Genomic DNA, 18,785 nt, shown 5'->3' with positions numbered 1-18,785 from the left:
ATCCAATGAAATTCAAACTACAACATTTGAAATTGCTTTTTTTATGCCTCCTTTGCACTGGAGCGCTGTACGGGCAAACGCCCATCGCGAGTTACCCCTTTGACGGCTCGGCCAATGATGTTTCGGCCAACCAAAACCACGCGGTGGTTAATGGGGCCAGTTTATCAGCCGACCGTTTTGGCTGGTCGAACAAGGCCTTTTATTTTGATGGAGTACAAAGCACCCTGCAAGCGCCCAACCTCACTGCCCTCAATACCCTTAAAACCACCGTGGCTTTTTGGGTACGAGTAAAAGCGCTACCTGCACAAGGAGAAGTTTTTTTGCTCTCTTTCGGCGGCTGGCAAGAGCGTTGGAAAATCTCGCTGCCCGGTCACGGCAAACCCGTTTGGACGACCAATCACACCAACGGCATTTCGGACATGGATTCCGGGGATGGAAACACCCTGGCCGTTGGGGTTTGGAAACACGTCGCTTTTGTACACGATGGTGCCAAAGACCTCATCTACATGAACGGGGTTAAAGTGGCCGAAAAAGCAGTAGTTGGTGACCTCAACAATACCAGCAAACCCCTCGGCATTGGGTTCAATGCGGTCGATGGCGGCAATTTTTTCAACGGCGATCTCGATGAGTTGAACATTTTTGGCACTGCACTTACCGAAGTACAAATCAGCGCCTTGTATACCGCTCAAAATACCGCCCCGCTACTGGCCAAAGGTTTGTTGAGCCATTATTCATTTTCAGGCAACAGCAAAGACATTGGCATTCTGGCCAATCATGCCGAAGGCAAAAATCTCAGTTTGAGAACCGACCGTTTTGGTTTTGGCAACTCGGCTTACCGTTTCAATGGAACTTCGTCAGAACTGATCGCTCCACCCACTACCGCACTCAATTCGCCCAAAGCCTCCATCAGTTTTTGGGTAAAAGTGAACAAATTGCCGGCTACGGGTGAAGTTTTTCTACTTTCTCATGGCGGTTGGCAAGAACGTTGGAAAATCTCCCTGCCCGGTCACGGCAAACCCGTGTTTACCACCAACTATGCCACGGGTATTTCCGACATGGATTCCGGCGACGGCAACGCCCTGGTGCCCGGAAAATGGACCCATGTGGTGATGGTACACGACAGCATCAAAGACCTCATTTATTTTGACGGAGTCAAAGTGAATGAAAAAGCCGTGGTTGGTGCCCTCAATGCCACCCAATACCCCTTGGGCATTGGTTACAACCCGATTGATGGCGGCAATTTTTTTGATGGCGACCTGGATGAGGTACAGTTGTACAACACCGATTTGAGCGCGGCACAAATAAACATCCTGTATATCTTGCAGTCTACTGCGCCAAATAACCCTCCTTCACCATTGGTCGCCGAATTCAAAATGGCGGGCGATTTGAAGGATGCTACGGCCTACAAAAACGATGGAATCAATCACGGATCGGTACCCGCAACCAGCCGCTTTGGTTTGGCCAACAATGCCATAGCCTTTAATGGTGCCGAAGGTGTGGAGGTAGCCAATTCGGCGGCTTACAATACGCCAAAAACAACCATTAGTTTTTGGGTAAACGTAAAAGAACTGCCGGGTACGGGTGAATATTACATTATGTCGCACGGTGGCTGGCAAGAACGTTGGAAAATCTCCTTACCTGCGCATGGCAAACCGGTTTTTACTACCAATTACGCCACGGGTATTTCGGACATGGATTCGGGCACCCCGCTCACAGTCAATACCTGGACCCACGTGGTGATGGTACACGATAGCACCAAAAACATCATCTATTTTGACGGAGTCAAAGTGAATGAAAAAGCCGTGGTGGGTGCCCTCAATGCCACCAAATACGACCTGGCTTTGGGCTACAACAACATCGACAATGGCAACTACTTCAAAGGTAGTTTGGACGATGTGCAATTGTACAACCAAGCGCTAAGTGCGACCGAAGTGACGGATTTGTACAACCTCCAAAAACTACCTACACCCATTGCAGGCAGTTTGGTAGCAGAATACAACTTCAACGGCAATGGCGAAGATGCCACCCCATACCTCAACCACGCCAACCTGGGCAAAGCAACGCTGGACAAAGACCGCTTCAACAAGTCCAACAAAGCCGTCGTTCTGGATGGCAAAACCACCGAGGTGAGTGCTGCCAATTCCGCGCAGCTCAATTCGGATTATACCACGATCAGTTTTTGGACCAAAGTCAATAGCCTACCCACCAATGGAGAAGCATTTTTATTGTCCTTTGGTGGCTGGCAAGAACGTTGGAAAATCTCTCTGCCCGGTCACGGTAAACCCGTCTGGACGACCAATTACGAAGGCGGCATTTCCGATATGGATTCTGGTGATGGTAACGCCCTGGTTGTAGGCACCTGGACCCACGTAGCGATGGTGCACAATGGTGTTCAGGATAAAATTTTCATCAATGGGAAATCAGTTGCGACCAAAAACGTACCCGGGAAGTTGAACAAAACGGCCCAGCCACTCGGCATTGGGTTTAACATTATCGATGGAGGCTCCATTTTGGATGGCTCGCTGGACGATATCCTGATTTTCAACAAAGCATTGGGCGATGCCCAAATCGACTCCTTGTACAAGACCCAAATCCTTGCGCCTTCATCCAGCGATACCCTGGCACCTGATGCGCCTTTGAACCTGGTGGCAGTGGCTGTAAACACCACTGTTTCCCTGGATTGGCGGGATGCTACGGATAACCTGGGCGTTACCGCTTACAACATTTTCCAGGATGGCAAAAAAATTGCTACTTCGATTTTATCTGAAAGTGTGGTAGAAAACCTGAAGCCACTCACCAATTTTATTTTCGGCGTCACTGCACTGGATGCTGCTGGCAATGAATCAGTGATGACCAGCATTTCGGTAAAAACGGGTGAAGAAGCCAGTCCCGACCTCACTCCTCCTACCAAACCGGGCTCACTTAAAGTCGATGTAGGCACCTTTACGGCCATCCTTTCCTGGATCGCTTCTACCGATGATCGGCAAGTGGCTGGGTATGTTGTCCTGGTTGATGGAGTAATTGTGGATTCTTTGGCGGGTACGGCTACCTCGCTGGTGGTTTCCGGCCTGGAATCCGTTACACCGTATACGTTCGAGGTCTACGCCTTCGACGGCGCAGGCAACAACTCCGAATTCGCCGATGTAACCGCTACCACCAAGCCCGAACTGGTGACCAGCGAACCCGGTCTAGTGGCCTGGTACCCCTTCGAAGGTAATGCCAACGATGCTACGCCGTACAACAACCACGGGGTGATTGGTGGAAATCCGACGTTTGAAACCGTCATCAATCGTTTGCGCCCGGGTGGAAGAGCCATTAAATTTGATGGCCAACAGGATTCCGTATTGGTTCCAAATGGGGTTCAACTGATTTCAGATTACACCACGGTAAGTTTCTGGATTCGGGTAGACAGCACCAAGACCCAAGATGCTGAAGCCTACGTGCTCGATTTTGGTCACTGGGATCAACGTTGGAAAATATCCTTACCCCAACACAAACGCATCGTGTGGACGACCAATAGCAAAAATACCCAGTTCCCCAACTTCATCTCGGACATGGATGCCAAGGACGGCAACGAGCTGATACTGCGCGAGTGGTGGCATGTCACCATGGTACACGATGGCACCGATGACGTGATTTACATCGATGGCAAAGAAGTGAACCGCAAGCCAGTCACGGGAGTTTTGAACCCCACCACACGCCCACTGGGCATCGGGAACAACTCAGTGGAAGGTGGCCAGTACTTCATTGGCGCATTGGACGAACTGAAAATTTACAATAAGGCACTGACTACCGCAGAGATTGCCAAATTGTACCAGAATGGCGTAACCAGCTTAAAAGACCTGCAAGAGAATGTGGGGCGCTACATTCAACTGGCTTACCCCAATCCATCGCTCAATGAAGTGACCATCAAACACGCCCTTCCTGGCAATCAGGATTTGTTAGTGCGGATCATCGACCTGAGTGGTCGCCAGATTGGTGCTTTTAATTTTGACAAAGGCAGCCTCGGCGAGGGCTCACTCAATTTGAACATTGCCAATTATCCTGCCGGGACTTACCTGGCTAATTTCATTTTTGGCGGCAAAAATATGGGATCGATCAAGTTTATTAAAAAGTGATCGATAAGTTTTGAATTGATTTTCGGAGGGTTCCAAAGCTGGAACCCTCCGAATAATTTAGATATTCCTATTTCAAAATTAAAACAAAAGCCCCGGCGATAAATAACAAAGGGCTGATTAAAATTTATAACTGTATCCAAGCCGCATGACCTGGGTTTCGTAATAATCGGTGCTGACATACCTGAAACCATCGCCCTGAATATTCTTTTTAATCACCATCGTGTTTAAAAGGTCAGTGGCGTTAAAAAACAGCTCACCTTTTCCTTTTTGAATGGCTTTTTTAATGCCTGCATCTAGAGAAAAACGGGCAGCAATTTCTCCCTGTGGAATGATATCAGGCGCCAAATAAATGGCAGTCAACTGTACGTCAACGCTTTTGGGAAAATGAATGGTGTTGTTTAGCTTGAGATTTCCGGAAACAATCTCTTGTTTGTCGGCAGAAAAAAGATGGGGGACCGGATACAGGTTTTCAACCGTAAAAGCATCAATCTGATTGTGGTAGGCATTCAGGTTTAAATTGAAGGAATACGCTTTGGACACTTCCTGGCTGAGCACAACTTCGGCACCAGTATTGTAGCTTTTATTCACATTCTGGAAGATGGCATAAATCAAATTACTGCCGGGAACGATGCTGGAAATACGAGTAATTGTTCCGTCTGCAAAACGGTGGTAGGCTGCCGAATAAAAGTAACCGTTTTTCCAGTTCGTTTTGTAACCCAATTCAAGCGAGTTGGTAAATTGGGGCCGCAGAGCGGGATTTCCCACTTTAATGATTTCGGCATCATCGTATTTCGGGAAAATTCTGATGTCCACTTCGTTCGGGCGGTCCACGCGGCGATTGTAAAAAAACGACAGTTTATTGGTGTTGTTTAGCTTATACGCTAAACGGACATTCGGAAAGGGTTGTATGTAATTGTACCCGTCGCTTTTATAAGTGTTGTGGTTGGGGTTAACGTTGTATTGCAATTCAACATATTCAACACGTAGGCCAACTTCTGCTTCAAAAGTTTTGTTTTCGAAGATGTAGTTGCCATACAAAGCGGGAATCACTTCCTTGTACGTGGCTTCCCCACCTGCATTGGTGTCTAAAGGGGAATTAATTCCCGGGATAAATTGCATATTGGTGGGAATGTCCCGCTTGCGAAATTTAAATCCCGTTTCAACCCGGCCGTATTTCAATGGCTTGATGTAATCAATATTGAAGTCTGCAACATGTTCGTCGGAAATTAACTTAAAAGCATCTTTCCCCGTATAGTCTGAAAAAATATTGTCGAAGAAATACTTTTCATTTTCCCGATGGTAGGTATAATTGAAACCAACATTTAACAGGTGCCCTGCTTGTTTAAATTTGTGCTGATAAGCAGTGGTCGCCATTACAGTTGTTTTCAATTCATCTTCCAAAAACTGCCACAACCTTTTTCTTTCGGTTAATTCAGCATTAAAAAAGGGTTGATCGCCGCGGTCAATTATTTTTTCGCTGCCAAATACCCCTGAAACTGTAAGGGTATTTTTCTCATTCAGGTACCAGTCAACTCCAGTTTTTAAATTGAAAAAATTGGTATTCCTGTTTCTTTTGACCTGCTGATTGATGATGGTTCCATCGTCGTAGCTGCGGGTGACAAACTCATTTTTATTCAGCGTTTGCGTGTATAAATTATCCGACTGCAAGAAGGCGTTGACTTTCTTTTTTCGGTAATTAAGTGCCAGGGAAGGATTTATTTTAGGCGTAAACTGGTACTGCGGCCGGATGCTTGGCAAATTTTCTTTACGCACCCACAAGGCACCTGCACCCAGTGCCAACCCAATCTTCCCGTTGAACCCCTCTGTTTTGTTCTTTTTAAGAATGATGTTGATGATTCCTGCGTTTCCATTGGCATCGTATTTGGAAGACGGATTGTTGATGATTTCTATTTTTTCAATAGCAGAAGCTGGAAGATTGTCCAAGCCCGACTGATTGCCAAAGCCTGTCAATGCAGTTTGGGTGCCGTCAATTAAAACCGTGACTTTATCATTTCCCCTTAATTGCACTTTGCCTTCCTGAACGGTAATGCCGGGCAGGTTTTGCAGGGTTTGCAAAACCGAACCTCCAGTTTGGCTAATGTTGTCTTCCAGCGAAAAAGTTTTTTTATCCATTTTTCCCGCGATTTCATCTTGGGTGGCGGTTACGACCACTTCGCCCAAAGTTTTGATACCTTCTTCCAGCTCGATGCTTGTCGCATCCAAAAACGCGGATAGAGTGCCCACAAACAGTGGGTGCTTTTTGGTAAGGTAACCGATAAAGGAAATTTCCAAAAAGTAATTGCCGGGCTTAACGCTAATCAATGTAAACCTTCCTTCTTCATCGGTAACCGTTCCGGTTACAAACGTGCTATCGTTGGCTGATTTTAAGACCACATTCACGTAGAGCAAAGCTGCTTTAGTGGTCTTGTCTTTTATCATCCCCGAAATGGTAACAGCACTAACCTGTGCAAACGAAACGGAAAAGGATAAAACAAAAAAGGTGGTGATCAAAAGTGCTATCCTGCTCATTGAGTTAATCAAGTTTAATGGATTTGATGAAAACCTTTCGTGCTGGGAAGTTAGGCAATGTAGCCGGTTTCATAAATTGTTTTCAAATAACTGTTACAACCTGCTGCAGCCAGTTTCTTTTTCAGGTTATTAACGTGCGCATAAATAGTGCTCGCCCGACAGGTATTCAGCAATGTCTTGAGCAGGTTCTGGCTTGTCTTCAACAATCAGAATTTTCCTAAGTTAATTAAATTATCCGCCATTTTTTATTTATTTAGCTGTCCATCAATTGATCCATCCTTCATTTTTTAAAAACAACAATTGTATGAAAATCCTGGGACGCCTATTAAAATGGTTATTGCTAAGCCTGTTAGGGATAGTGGTATTGGTGTTGCTATTTTTGGTTTTGGATCGGGATGCCCAGCATATTGTGCTCAGCGAAGCAGATCAACAATCCATCAAAGTGCTGAAAAAATATGTACACCCTGCCGATTCCAGTCAATATTTTGCCTTGTTAAAAACCTGGGGTGAAAACAAACAACTGGCCCCCGGTTTTGAAATCCAATGCCTCCTGGCTTTGTCGCATTATCCAGAACTCAAAAAAGTGCCCATCGATTTTTTGGTGCAGCCGGCCTTTATCCAATTGTCGGCCCGACCCGACCCCATCAGCGTTTTGTTGCCCTGGGTAAAGCGCAAGTACCTGGTGGTGATCAGCAATGATACGGGGCGGGAGAACGACCCGATTCTTTTGTCAAAAGCACCGTTTAATGAACAAGTTGGGATCATTGGCCACGAGCTGGCCCACGTGGTATTTTACCTGGACAAAAACTCTTTGTATCTAGCCAGGCTGGCTTACCAATACCAATACGACGAAGCTTTTGCCACGGTTTTTGAGCAGGAAACCGATAAAAGGGCGGTTGCGCATGGCCTGGGTTATCAACTCTACGATTATGCTTTTTTTGTCAGAAAAGCCTTTGGTAACACCCTCGAAGAAATTCAAGCGGAAAAAGGGGACATGTATTTAAGTCCTGGGGAACTTGCTCAGGAGATGAAGAAGTATGGGTTTTATAGGGATACTTTAAATGCGCCTAAAAGTTACTTTGAGGATTGATTGAATTCCCTTTTTTGCGCCCAAACCTCCCGCCTCATTTGGTACACCAAACAATCATCTTCATCAAAAGTACGAGCCTCCAAAAACTCAAAACCCAGTCCCTCATAAAAACGAATCGCCTGGGTATTGGACGCCAGTGGATCAATCAACACCGCCGTAACCTCGGGATGGCCAAAACAACGATCGAGCGCTTGGGTCATCATCTCCGTCCCATAACCTTTGCCCAAGTCCGTTGCTTCCCCGATCCAGATATCAATAGCCCGCAAATTGGCGGGCACCTCACCCCAATAGTGACTTTCCTCCAATAAGGGATCGATGATTTGAATAAAACCAATCGGGCGGCCATCCAATTCAGCGATCAATTGTTCACGCCAATCGGGATCGTGGGTAAGTTCTTCAGGCCAGTTCCAGGCATCATCGGGGTCGGAATTCCATACATGCGGTTGGGCATCCCAGTGTTGGAGCAGCGCCAAATCCTGGAGACCAGCGGGTCGGAGTTGGATATGGGGTTTGCCTGGATTCATTCGATTTAGTGCACTTTAAAGTTGCTTTGTTCAATTTTGGACAACAAGACTGCCTTTCCTTCGATAAATACCCGATCATAATCCCGGGTAGCCATAGTTGTGTCTTTGATTTCGTAATTGTCGTAATCCTGAAAAACGATCCCACCTACGGTTTCTCTGCGAGTCGCCTTGCGAAAACGGGGGCCACCCGTAGCGTACGACAAATAATCCATGGTGTGCGTCTGCTGGTTGATCCAATAGCAGTACACATCTTGGAAGTCTTTGCCGCCACCGTCCTGATCAAAACTCACTTCAATTTTGTCGTATTTTTGGTCGCCAATCTGGATTTCTCCAACGTGTTTGAGGTTCACTGCAGGCTCATTCAGTTTGTAGGGCAACAAAACAAAATAAGCCAGGGCGTTGACACTTTCGCGGTACTTCTCCTCCGGTGTTTGGGCCTGCCCATTGATGCTGCGACTGAGGCCAGTATTGCTCAACACATCTACAATGGTTTTGCCACTGGTATCCCGGGTGCTGCGTTCGTAGCGAAATTTACCGCCCTGGTGCTTCAGTCGAACCTGGAAAGCCCGAAAATCAAAGGAAATGTCGAAGTTGCGGTAATTGCGGCCACCGTGGGTTTCGATGCATTGCTGAATGATGGCCGCAGCTTTGGGGTCGGTATTTTTTTGGGCGTCGCAAGACTGAACGAGCAACAATAGCCCCAACAAGGGCAACAAAGAGATGCGCATAATTTGGTTTTTGGTAAAAGTACAGTTTTGAGCGGGAAGGAGTTCAATGTTGGAGAAAAGGAAGTTCACAATTCGTCGTGGTGCAGACGAGCAGCATTGCCGCTGGGAACGTTCCCATTAAAATTCTTCACCCAAAAGTTTTTTCTACTCTAAAAGGAAAAGGAAAAAACTTTATTTTGCCAAACGTAGCAGTGGGGCAAAAATAAGTGTTCATTTTTCTTGAGCCAGAGGATTAGATAAGACACTTGAAATGAAACGTTCACTCATCTAATCCTCTGGCAAAATGAACACTTATTTTTTATTGCCCATAGGGTAACAATCAATACTATCGTCTTTACTGCATCAAAACCCAAACACAAATGATCAAAACGAACGAAAAACTTACTGCAACTGATCTGTCAAACAAACTCCAACGCTTTTGGGCGCTTTCTGAACAAAAAATCAAGCTGATCGATTCAAATTACGATGAATCAAAAGGCTCGCCCGTCTTTACCGTAGCCGGGCAATACACCACCCGTGGCTGGACAGAATGGACCCAGGGCTTTCAATTTGGCTCGGCCATTTTGCAATTTGAAGCCACAGGCGACCAGGAAATTTTGGAAAGGGCCAAACAACAAACCCTCACTAAAATGGCGCCCCACGTCAGCCACATCGGTGTACACGACCACGGATTCAACAATGTCAGTACCTACGGTAACCTCCTGCGCTTAATGAAGGAAGGCAAAATCCCCTTTAACGAATGGGAGAAGAACTTCTATGAACTGGCCCTGAAAATATCGGGGGCCGTGCAAGCAAGTCGTTGGACCAGCATCAAAACGGGAGGCTTCATTCACTCTTTCAACGGGGCGCATTCCTTGTTTGTGGATACCATCCGCTCCTGCCGGGCCTTGATTGTCAGTCATGAATTGGGTCATGTGTTCCAGGGCGAAGGCGATGCAAAAATAAGCATGTTGGAACGGGCGCTACAACACATTGAGGCCACCGCTCAATATTCAGTATTTTACGGGGAAGGCCGGGATTCTTACGACATCTGGGGTCGCACCGCGCACGAAAGTGTGTTCAACGTAAAAGATGGCCAATTCCGTTGCCCCAACTCACAACAAGGGTACACGGGCTTCAGCACCTGGACTCGGGGCCTCGCCTGGGCCATGTGTGGTTTTGCTGAACAACTGGAATGGCTGGATACCGCCGATGAAGCATCCCTGACTCCTTTTGGCGGCAAAGCAGCGCTCGAAAAAATGATGCTGAAAGCGGCCCAGGCCACCTGTGATTTTTACATCGAACATACACCCGTAGATGGGGTGCCTTATTGGGACACTGGTGCGCCCAATTTGTACAAACTAGGCGATTACCTAGATCGCCCCGCCGATCCGTACAATGACTTTGAGCCCGTGGACAGTTCTGCGGCGGCCATTGGTGCCCAAGGTTTGTTGCGTTTGGGTAAATACCTAACGGAAAAAGGGAACACAGTGGCTGGTGAAAAGTACGTACAGGCTGGATTGAAGGTAGTCGATACGCTCCTGGACGAACCATACTTGAGTACCGATGAAAAACACCAGGGCTTGCTGCTGCATACCATTTACCACCAGCCGAATGGTTGGGATCACGTGCCTGCAGGCAGCAAAATTGCCAATGGTGAATCCTGCATGTGGGGCGACTACCACATTCGGGAAGTTTGTTTGTACTTGCAGCGCATGATCAACAACGACACTTATTACACTTTTTTCAATTGTGTCAAATGAGTCTCAGTCCAATCACTGACCTGTCCAAACTCTGCATCCATACCATCACCACCAAACCCTGGGCGATCGAAGAGTCGGCCAAAAACTTTGCGGCGGCGGGTGTAAAGGGCATCACGGTTTGGCGCGATGCCCTGGCGGGCAGGAATATCAAAAATACGGGTGCGATGCTCCGGGATCACGATTTGTCGATCGTGTCCCTGTGCCGAGGTGGTTTTTTTCCCAGTGTCGATCCAGCCAAAAGGCAAGCGGCTCTTGACGACAACCGCAAAGCCATCGAAGAAGCTTACGCCTTGGGTACAAAGTTGATTGTGCTGGTTTGTGGGGCCGACCCTGGTCAACCCTTGGAAGATTCCCGCCAACAAATTCAGGACGGCATCGAATCGCTACTTCCCGAAGCATCTGCAGCCGGGGTACAATTGGCCATCGAGCCGCTCCACCCGATGTATGCGGATACCCGCTCGGCCATCAATACCCTCGGGCAAGCCAACGACATGTGTGAAGCGATCAATTCCCCTTGGGTAGGCGTAGCCGTGGATGTGTATCACCTCTGGTGGGATCCCAATCTGGAGCAGGAAATCAAACGTTGTGGGGAAAACAATCACCTGCTGGCCTTTCACATCTGCGACTGGAAATCCCCAACCGTAGACCTGCTCAACGACCGTGGATTGATGGGCGAAGGCTGCATTCCCCTCAAAAAAATCCGCTCCTGGGTTGAAGCAACCGGATTCGATGGCTTCCGCGAAGTAGAGATTTTTTCCACGGAATACTGGCAACAAGATCAATCCCAATTTTTGCAAAAAATAATCACTGGATACAAACAACACTCATAGCGATCAGCTATGAGCAATCAGCTGTCAGCTAAATTTAGGCTGAAACCTGGCTGATTGCTGATTGCTGATCGCTGAAAGCTTACAAACATGAAACAACACACCATCGGGATCATCATGAACGGCGTTACGGGGCGGATGGGTACCAACCAACACCTGCTGCGCTCTATTGCTGAAATCATGAAACAGGGCGGCGTCAAACTCAGTAATGGCGAAACCATCATGCCCGACCCCATCCTCATCGGCCGGGATGAAAGCAAGTTAAAAAGGCTCTGTGCACTCACGGGCATTACCAATATGAGTACCAATTTGGAGGATGCTTTAAAAAGTTCACATTACAGCATCTATTTTGATGCCCAAACGACTGGTCGTAGGGCCGACGCCGTCAAAGCAGCCATCAAAGCGGGGAAACACATTTATTGCGAAAAACCGGTGGCGGTCAGCACCGAGTCCGCTTTGGAACTCTACGACCTGGCCACCAAAGCGGGCCTCAAAAACGGAGTGGTACAAGACAAATTGTGGCTTCCCGGCATTGTAAAAATCAAGAGACTGATTCAACAGGGCTTTTTTGGAGAAATCCTCTCCGTGCGGGGTGAATTTGGCTATTGGGTTTTTGAGGGAGACAACATCGCCGCGCAACGCCCTTCCTGGAACTACCGCAAAGAAGATGACGGTGGCATCATTGTGGATATGTTGTGCCATTGGCGCTATGTATTGGATGATGTGTTTGGCAATGTAAAAGCGGTTTCATGCCTCGGTGCCACCCATATCCCGACGCGTGTAGATGAAAATGGCAAGACCTATGAATGTACAGCCGATGATTCAGCCTACGCCACTTTTGAACTGGACAACGGAGTCATCGCCCATTTCAATTCATCTTGGACCGTCCGGGTAAGGCGAGATGATTTGCTCACCCTGCAAGTGGATGGCACCAAAGGCTCGGCGGTGGCTGGTTTGCGGGAATGTTACATCCAGCATTATGGCAATACGCCCAAACCGGTTTGGAACCCCGATATCGTCCAACCCATCGATTTCTTCGGCGGCTGGTCCAAAGTGCCCGAGCAGGAAGTACACGACAATGCTTTTAAAGTCCAATGGGAGTTGTTTTTAAAACATGTGGTGCTCGATGAGCCGTTTCCCTGGAATTTGAAGGCTGGGGCCAAAGGTGTGCAATTGGCGGAGAAGGGCTTGGAAAGTTGGGCGAAGCGGGCCTGGGTCGACATCCCCGCATTATAGCTCCTTTAGGAGCGCAATTTGGGTAGAAAACGACATTCCATTCCCGAGCTTTCCGAGTCCCGTAGGGACGTGATGTGGGTCCCTGGTAGATTATACCCACATTTCGTCCCTGACGGGACTTCTAAAAATCGAGGGAATCGCAATAAACTACCCATATTTCGCCCCTGACGGGGCTTGGGCAAACCTTCAAATTATCAAATACGTATAAAATTCATCAAATGGCTGGAGTAGCCCTAGTAACCGGAGGAAGCAGAGGTATTGGATTTGGCATTGTGCAGCAGCTGGCAAAACAAGGTTTTAACATCGCAATCAATGGCGTAAGGCCCAAAGAAGGTGTCACCGATGTATTGGCCAGCATCAAAGCCCTGGGCGTCGAAGTCATTTATTGCCAAGGCAATGTCGCCTTAAGTGACGACCGAGCCAAAATCCTGCAGGAGGTAAAAGACCACTATGGGCAATTAAACCTCTTGGTCAACAACGCCGGGATTGCCCCCCGCGAACGCCGGGATGTACTGAGCACCAGCGAAACAAGTTTTGACGAAGTACTCGATACCAACCTCAAAAGTTGTTATTTCCTCACCCAGGCTGCTGCCAACTGGATGATCGAACAAAAAGCCACCCAGCCCGATTTTTCAGCTTCTATCATCAACATCTCGTCCATTTCGGCTACGGTTGCTTCGGTCAATCGGGGGGAATATTGTGTGTCCAAAGCCGGAATCAGCATGGTCACTCAGCTTTTTGCCGTGCGCTTGGGCGAGTACAACATTCCCGTGTACGAAGTTCGCCCGGGTGTCATCGCTACAGATATGACCGCAGGAGTTAAAGAAAAATACGATAACCTCATCGGCGGGGGACTTTGTGTTCAACCGCGCTGGGGTACGCCAGAGGATGTGGGCAAAGCGGTCGGCGCTTTGGCTGCGGGGGGATTCCCTTACTCTACCGGACAGGTATTTATGGTGGATGGCGGGCTGACCTTGTCGCGTTTATGATTTTAAGTTGAGAAGGTTGAGAAAGTTGAGAAGGTTTAGGCTGCCGCAGCGACTTAGATGAAACCATCGTCAAAACCGCTGCGGCAGCCTCAACCTTCTCAACCTCCCTAAACCTTCTCAACCAATACATTTTAGTACATCTTCAACCACATCAGATGCAAGCAGACAAATTAAGCGCAGGACAGTACAAAGTCACCGCCACCGGGTTTTTAAGTTTGTTCTCCATCGTAGGCATCATGTTCTACGGGCTGCCTTTTTTCTTTGATTTTTGGGTAAAAGAATTTGGCTGGTCCCGAGCCATGGTCACCTCTGGCAACCTGGCGGGAAAGGTCATTGTTGGCCCATTGTTTGGTTTTGCCGCAGGCTGGTTCATCGACCGTTTTGGCCCTCGGCGGCTGATGTTGTCCGGCATCCTGATGGTGGGTTTGGCAGTAATGGGCCTGGGCATCATGCAATCTACCTTACAGTTTTATATCTTCTATTTTTTGATCGCCCTGGGCTATATGTGTGGTGGTCCACTGCCCAATCAAGTGCTCATTTCCAGGTGGTTTAGCACCGCGCGGGGCAAAGCCATGGGCATTGCATACCTGGGTATTGGGGTAGGTGGCATGTTGGTGCCCCATATTGCACGCTGGTTGAATCAGGAGGTAGGTTGGCGTACCGCTCTGACCGTCCTAGGCGGGATCATCATTGTGGCGGCCTTTCCGATGGCCTGGTTTGTCAAGGAGAATCCCGACGAACAGCACGAGGCACAGAAAGCCCCAGAACCCAAAGTCTCTTTAGCCAGCGTCGTAAAAAGCAAATCCTTTTATTTATTGGCCATTGGCAGCATGTGTTCTATTGGTGCAGTGGCGGGAGTCAGCCAGAACCTCAAACTGTTTTTGAGCCTCGATATGCAATACAGCCAGGGGCAAGCCGCTGGCATCATGTCGCTGGTTTTGGGCTCCAGCATCATTGGGCGTTTGTTGATGGGCTGGTTGGCGGATCGATTTGCCAAAAAGCACGTCATGCTGCTCATTTACGCCATCGTCAGCTTGTCCATTTTGTTGTTGTACAGCAGCACCACGCCTACCGCCATTTATGTATTTGCCGTCCTGTTTGGCATTGGGCTTGGAGGGGATTACATGATCATTCCGTTGATGGCCGCAGAGTTGTTTGGGGTCAAAGTGATGGGCCGGGTAATGGGGCTGGTGTTGACCGTTGATGGCCTGGCTGAAGCTTTTGGGCCGATTATGGCTGGTGCGCTACGCGATAGAACGGGCAGTTATGCGATGGGTTTTACGGCTTTGATTGTGTTGTCGGTGATAGGGTGTATTGCGGTGGCGTTGTTGCCGCGCAAACAAGCAGAACTGTTACCCGGTTAGGCGCTAAACGTTGAGTTTTTGTTTATTCGTTTATTGGACAGTATAGATGAATCACTCCAAGTTTCTAAAAAGAACTCGAGCGACATTTTTTTATCACAAAGGAAAAAAAACAAGAACACAGAGGACACAAAGTTAGACGTTGACGGTCTTTGTGCCCTTTGGGTTCTCGTTTTTTCCTTTGTGGTACAAAAATGTCGCTTGAGGTCACTCTCGATGATTCATACCCGCTGTCTACTAAAAACCTTTCCAAATGGAAAACCAATTTCGCTTTAGACAGCTGTCGTACTCAGCTATTTTTTTCGGCTTGTTGTTGTGCCTCGGTGCCTGCACCCCGGGTAAAGTTGCTTCCAAAAAAACGACCAATTCCTCCAAAGACCTGGCCGCTTTAGCCTACTCCCAGGACACCAAAGTCCTCGCCAAAGGCCAACAACTGTTCCAAGGCTACTGCTCCCCTTGCCACAATTTTTTACAAAAAGGCATCGGCCCCAGTCTGGAGCAAGTAACGGCTGTAGTCACTCCCAGCTGGCTCAAAGCTTTCATCCGCAACGCGCCAGCGATGATCGAAAAAGGGGACCCACGCGCCAAACAACTTTTCGCGGAGTACAATCAATTGATGCCACCTTTTAGCGAAATCAAAGAGGCCGACCTCGACGCCATCGTTGCTTATATCCATAGCCAACATAAAGAGCCTGAAAAGCAAAACAGTGACCTGGGCACACCCATGCAAAACCCCATCGCTGAAAAAATCGCCAAAAGTGGGCTAGCCTTACAAATCGAACATGTAGCTACGGCACCTCCCACGGGCACCAAAGCGCCTATCGCACGCATCAATCAAATGCGGGTGTTGCCAGGGGCCAAAGACCGTTTGTTCATCCACGATTTGCGGGGCTTTTTGTACGAGTTGATCGATACCAGCTGGCATATTGCCCTGGAGATGAAAAAGGAACGCCCCAAGTTTATTTTCGACCCAGGTATGGGTACTGGGTTTGGTAGCTTTGCTTTTCATCCTGAATTTTACCAAAACGGCCTGTTTTACACCACCCATACCGAGCCCCCGGGAACTGCTCCTGCCGACTTTGCTTATCCCGATTCCATTAAAGTCACCTTGCAGTGGGTGATCACCGAATGGACCATTAAAGACCCCAAGGCGAAAACCTTCACACCAGCTAGCAGTCGTACCTTATTTCGGGTGAATGTGGTGACGGGCATCCACGGCGTGCAGGAATGTGCTTTCAACCCAGGGGCCAAAAAAGGAGATCCCGACTACGGTCTGCTCTACATCGGCATAGGTGATGGTGGTGCCAGCGAGAGCGGCTTCCCATTCATCTGCCATGACAAAAGTCGCATCTGGAGTTCAGTCCTCCGGATTGATCCAAAGGGCAAAAACAGCAAAAATGGCCAATACGGCATTCCTGCCAGTAATCCCTACGCCAGAATGAGTGATGCCGAGGCTTGCCGGGAAGTTTTTTGCCGGGGCTTCCGCAACCCCAACCGCTACACCTGGACCCCTGATGGCCGACTACTGATCGCCGATATCGGCCACATCAACATTGAAGAACTCAACCTGGCTGTTCCTGGTGGCGATTATGGGTGGCCGTACCGCGAAGGCACTTATGTGATCAACCCCAAGGCCAAGATGGACAAAGTATACGCCCTCCCCGCCGACGACAGCAAATACAACTACCTCTACCCCGTGCTCCAATTTGACCACGATGAAGGCAAAGCCATCGAAGGCGGCTTTGTGTACACAGGTGCTACGATCCCGGAACTGCGGGGCAAATACATTTTTGGAGAAATTGCCCTCGGACGGGTATTTTATGCGGAAGTGGATCAACTGAAGCAAGGCAAACAAGCGACGATCTACGAATTGGAGCTAAAAATGGATGATAAAATGGTAAAGATGCTGGATTTGAACAAGGGCATCAAACCGGATTTCCGTTTGGGGGTTGGGCTGAACAATGAATTGTTCATTTATACCAAATCGGATGGAAAGGTGTACAAGGTGGTGGGGTGTGTGAAGAATCAATAAACAAGGAAATTGCTAATCGCATGAAAAACCTTTTGGCCTCTTTCGTTTTTTTGTTGCTCCCATTTTTAATGGGCGCACAAGCAGGGAATCAGTCTTCTATTGGCAACAGTAAGTCTGTCAAACTCCCCAAGCCCAACAAAGTCTGGGTTTTCTTGCTGGCAGGTCAATCCAATATGGCCGGGCGAGGGGTAGTAGAAGCTCAGGATACCCTGACCGATCCACGCATTTTTAGCATCAATAGTAAGGGGGAAGTGATCCTCGCCAAAGAGCCCTTGCACTTTTACGAACCTAGTCGGGTTGGACTGGATTGTGGTTTGTCCTTCGGAAAAACCTTGCTCAAAGGTATCCCCAAAAAGGTTTCCATTCTACTTCTGCCTACCGCCGTGGGCGGCAGCGCGATGCGGCAATGGCTCGGAGATTCAACCTACCGGGAGGTCAAACTCTGGTCCAATTTTTTGGAAAAGGTGGCCATTGGCAAAAAATACGGTCAGATCAAAGGCATTTTGTGGCACCAGGGCGAAAGTGACGCCAATGACAAAAACATCCCCCTTTATCCTGAGAACCTGGTTCGATTGTTGCAAAACTTCCGAACTGCGGTCGGCAACCCTCAACTCCCCGTTTTGATGGGCGAATTGGGCGCTTATTCGCAAAACCCGGAGCAATGGAAGAAGATCAACCAACTCATCTGGGCACACGCAGCGAAAGACCTATTTACAGCAGTGGTTTCCACGCAGGATTTGCAGCATAAAGGCGATAAGGTACATTTTGATTCGGCGGGGCAAAGGGCGATGGGACAGCGTTTTGCGGAGGCATATTTGGGGAAGTTTGTGGCTCGGAAATGATCATCCCACTTCTGCCCTTGCGCAAGCTTGTGGAAATGCTTAATTTTAGCCAATAAACCAGCACCATGGCAAGTCTCGTAACCACGCCTATCACCAGTTTGAGCCAGCTCGATCCCGAGGGAGTGTATACCTATGCAGATTACCTGACTTGGCAAATTAAGGAACGGGTGGAGTTGATCCGAGGGCGTTTGTTTCCCATGAGTCCTGCCCCTAACACATTTCATCAACAGATCGCTGGTGCTTTAAACTTTCGCCTGTATGGCCATTTCTTAGGCAAAAGCTGTCAGGTTTTTTCTGCTCCTTTTGATGTACGGCTACCCGTTAGTTTAAAAAAGGGTCAAACGACGACGGTGGTTCAGCCAGATTTATGTGTCATCTGTGACCCCGGCAAACTGGATAATCAGGGTTGTGATGGTGCCCCCGATTTAATCATCGAAATTCTTTCCCCCGGCAATAGCCAAAAAGAAATGCGCGAAAAATACCAAGTGTACGAAGAGTCTGGGGTGCGGGAGTATTGGCTAGTATACCCGCTGGATCGCGAGGTACGGGTGTACGTGCTGAATGAGGCCGGAAAGTACATTGGTTTGGCTCCGGTGCTGGAGGATGAGGTGTTGCGCTCGGCGGTGTTTCCGGAATTGGAGGTGGATTTGGGAATGGTGTTTGGGGGATAAAAGGTGCTTGTAGATTTCGACTAAAGACACTAAGGAGAGTAATTTTGCCTGTTTCCCAATGGACTTCTTGACCTGTTGTAAGATAATCGGTATCTT

General features: G+C 48.3%; 13 protein-coding genes. 10 read left to right on the top strand and 3 right to left on the bottom strand.

Features of this window, described 5'->3' with window-relative positions; genetic code table 11:
• Positions 1-5 precede the first annotated feature (5 nt).
• On the top strand, positions 6-4,118 hold the full coding sequence (locus ACEW9O_RS30145) for a LamG-like jellyroll fold domain-containing protein (RefSeq protein ID WP_373553959.1): 4,113 nt from the start codon (positions 6-8) through the stop codon (positions 4,116-4,118).
• A 117-nt stretch (positions 4,119-4,235) separates the two neighbouring features.
• Here ACEW9O_RS30145 and ACEW9O_RS30140 read toward each other — a convergent pair whose 3' ends face one another.
• Positions 4,236-6,647: a TonB-dependent receptor domain-containing protein gene (locus ACEW9O_RS30140; protein ID WP_373553958.1), complete on the bottom strand. Its 2,412-nt coding sequence runs from the start codon at positions 6,645-6,647 to the stop codon at positions 4,236-4,238.
• A 304-nt stretch (positions 6,648-6,951) separates the two neighbouring features.
• Between ACEW9O_RS30140 and ACEW9O_RS30135 the strand changes: the two genes are divergently transcribed.
• Positions 6,952-7,737, top strand: a complete 786-nt coding sequence (locus ACEW9O_RS30135) for a hypothetical protein (RefSeq protein WP_373553957.1) — start codon at positions 6,952-6,954, stop codon at positions 7,735-7,737.
• Here the strand turns inward: ACEW9O_RS30135 and ACEW9O_RS30130 are convergent.
• The gene (locus ACEW9O_RS30130) at positions 7,722-8,261 is read right to left on the bottom strand and encodes a GNAT family N-acetyltransferase (protein ID WP_373553956.1); all 540 of its coding nucleotides are present in this window, start codon (positions 8,259-8,261) and stop codon (positions 7,722-7,724) included. The genes ACEW9O_RS30135 and ACEW9O_RS30130 overlap by 16 nt on opposite strands.
• 5 nt (positions 8,262-8,266) lie before the next feature.
• The gene (locus tag ACEW9O_RS30125) at positions 8,267-8,989 is read right to left on the bottom strand and encodes a DUF6503 family protein (protein WP_373553955.1); all 723 of its coding nucleotides are present in this window, start codon (positions 8,987-8,989) and stop codon (positions 8,267-8,269) included.
• A gap of 359 nt (positions 8,990-9,348) precedes the next feature.
• Here ACEW9O_RS30125 and ACEW9O_RS30120 point away from each other — a divergent pair, with 359 nt between their 5' ends.
• The 8 genes from ACEW9O_RS30120 (at position 9,349) to ACEW9O_RS30085 (ending at position 18,689) form a co-directional block, all read left to right on the top strand.
• Complete coding sequence (locus ACEW9O_RS30120) at positions 9,349-10,731, top strand: glycoside hydrolase family 88 protein (protein ID WP_373553954.1); 1,383 nt, start codon at positions 9,349-9,351, stop codon at positions 10,729-10,731.
• The gene (locus ACEW9O_RS30115; RefSeq protein WP_373553953.1) at positions 10,728-11,561 is read left to right on the top strand and encodes a sugar phosphate isomerase/epimerase family protein; all 834 of its coding nucleotides are present in this window, start codon (positions 10,728-10,730) and stop codon (positions 11,559-11,561) included. Before ACEW9O_RS30120 ends, ACEW9O_RS30115 begins: the two co-directional genes overlap by 4 nt.
• A gap of 87 nt (positions 11,562-11,648) precedes the next feature.
• Positions 11,649-12,794: a Gfo/Idh/MocA family protein gene (locus tag ACEW9O_RS30110; protein WP_373553952.1), complete on the top strand. Its 1,146-nt coding sequence runs from the start codon at positions 11,649-11,651 to the stop codon at positions 12,792-12,794.
• Positions 12,795-13,012: 218 nt separating this feature from the next.
• Positions 13,013-13,783, top strand: coding sequence for a 3-ketoacyl-ACP reductase (locus ACEW9O_RS30105; protein WP_373553951.1), 771 nt, complete (start codon positions 13,013-13,015; stop codon positions 13,781-13,783).
• Between the two features lie 155 nt (positions 13,784-13,938).
• Positions 13,939-15,147, top strand: a complete 1,209-nt coding sequence (locus ACEW9O_RS30100; RefSeq protein WP_373553950.1) for an MFS transporter — start codon at positions 13,939-13,941, stop codon at positions 15,145-15,147.
• Between the two features lie 250 nt (positions 15,148-15,397).
• Positions 15,398-17,176, top strand: a complete 1,779-nt coding sequence (locus ACEW9O_RS30095; protein ID WP_373553949.1) for a PQQ-dependent sugar dehydrogenase — start codon at positions 15,398-15,400, stop codon at positions 17,174-17,176.
• A gap of 20 nt (positions 17,177-17,196) precedes the next feature.
• Positions 17,197-18,018, top strand: a complete 822-nt coding sequence (locus ACEW9O_RS30090; protein ID WP_373553948.1) for a sialate O-acetylesterase — start codon at positions 17,197-17,199, stop codon at positions 18,016-18,018.
• Between the two features lie 65 nt (positions 18,019-18,083).
• A complete protein-coding gene (locus ACEW9O_RS30085) occupies positions 18,084-18,689 on the top strand; it encodes a Uma2 family endonuclease (protein WP_373553947.1) in 606 nt (201 codons plus the stop codon).
• Positions 18,690-18,785 lie beyond the last annotated feature (96 nt).

The sequence above is a fragment of the Haliscomenobacter sp. genome, from assembly GCF_041740695.1.
In the GTDB taxonomy this organism is placed as follows: domain Bacteria; phylum Bacteroidota; class Bacteroidia; order Chitinophagales; family Saprospiraceae; genus Haliscomenobacter.
The sequence above is the reverse complement of the archived record's forward strand: the minus strand, read 5'-3'. Positions and strand labels throughout refer to the sequence as shown.

What these genes read in the sequence shown, in the direction of transcription:
- ACEW9O_RS30145 (WP_373553959.1), top strand. Translation starts at nt 6, where the DNA reads ATGAAATTCAAACTACAACATTTGAAATTGCTTTTTTTATGCCTCCTT.
- ACEW9O_RS30140 (WP_373553958.1), bottom strand. Translation starts at nt 6,647, where the DNA reads ATGAGCAGGATAGCACTTTTGATCACCACCTTTTTTGTTTTATCCTTT.
- ACEW9O_RS30135 (WP_373553957.1), top strand. Translation starts at nt 6,952, where the DNA reads ATGAAAATCCTGGGACGCCTATTAAAATGGTTATTGCTAAGCCTGTTA.
- ACEW9O_RS30130 (WP_373553956.1), bottom strand. Translation starts at nt 8,261, where the DNA reads ATGAATCCAGGCAAACCCCATATCCAACTCCGACCCGCTGGTCTCCAG.
- ACEW9O_RS30125 (WP_373553955.1), bottom strand. Translation starts at nt 8,989, where the DNA reads ATGCGCATCTCTTTGTTGCCCTTGTTGGGGCTATTGTTGCTCGTTCAG.
- ACEW9O_RS30120 (WP_373553954.1), top strand. Translation starts at nt 9,349, where the DNA reads ATGATCAAAACGAACGAAAAACTTACTGCAACTGATCTGTCAAACAAA.
- ACEW9O_RS30115 (WP_373553953.1), top strand. Translation starts at nt 10,728, where the DNA reads ATGAGTCTCAGTCCAATCACTGACCTGTCCAAACTCTGCATCCATACC.
- ACEW9O_RS30110 (WP_373553952.1), top strand. Translation starts at nt 11,649, where the DNA reads ATGAAACAACACACCATCGGGATCATCATGAACGGCGTTACGGGGCGG.
- ACEW9O_RS30105 (WP_373553951.1), top strand. Translation starts at nt 13,013, where the DNA reads ATGGCTGGAGTAGCCCTAGTAACCGGAGGAAGCAGAGGTATTGGATTT.
- ACEW9O_RS30100 (WP_373553950.1), top strand. Translation starts at nt 13,939, where the DNA reads ATGCAAGCAGACAAATTAAGCGCAGGACAGTACAAAGTCACCGCCACC.
- ACEW9O_RS30095 (WP_373553949.1), top strand. Translation starts at nt 15,398, where the DNA reads ATGGAAAACCAATTTCGCTTTAGACAGCTGTCGTACTCAGCTATTTTT.
- ACEW9O_RS30090 (WP_373553948.1), top strand. Translation starts at nt 17,197, where the DNA reads ATGAAAAACCTTTTGGCCTCTTTCGTTTTTTTGTTGCTCCCATTTTTA.
- ACEW9O_RS30085 (WP_373553947.1), top strand. Translation starts at nt 18,084, where the DNA reads ATGGCAAGTCTCGTAACCACGCCTATCACCAGTTTGAGCCAGCTCGAT.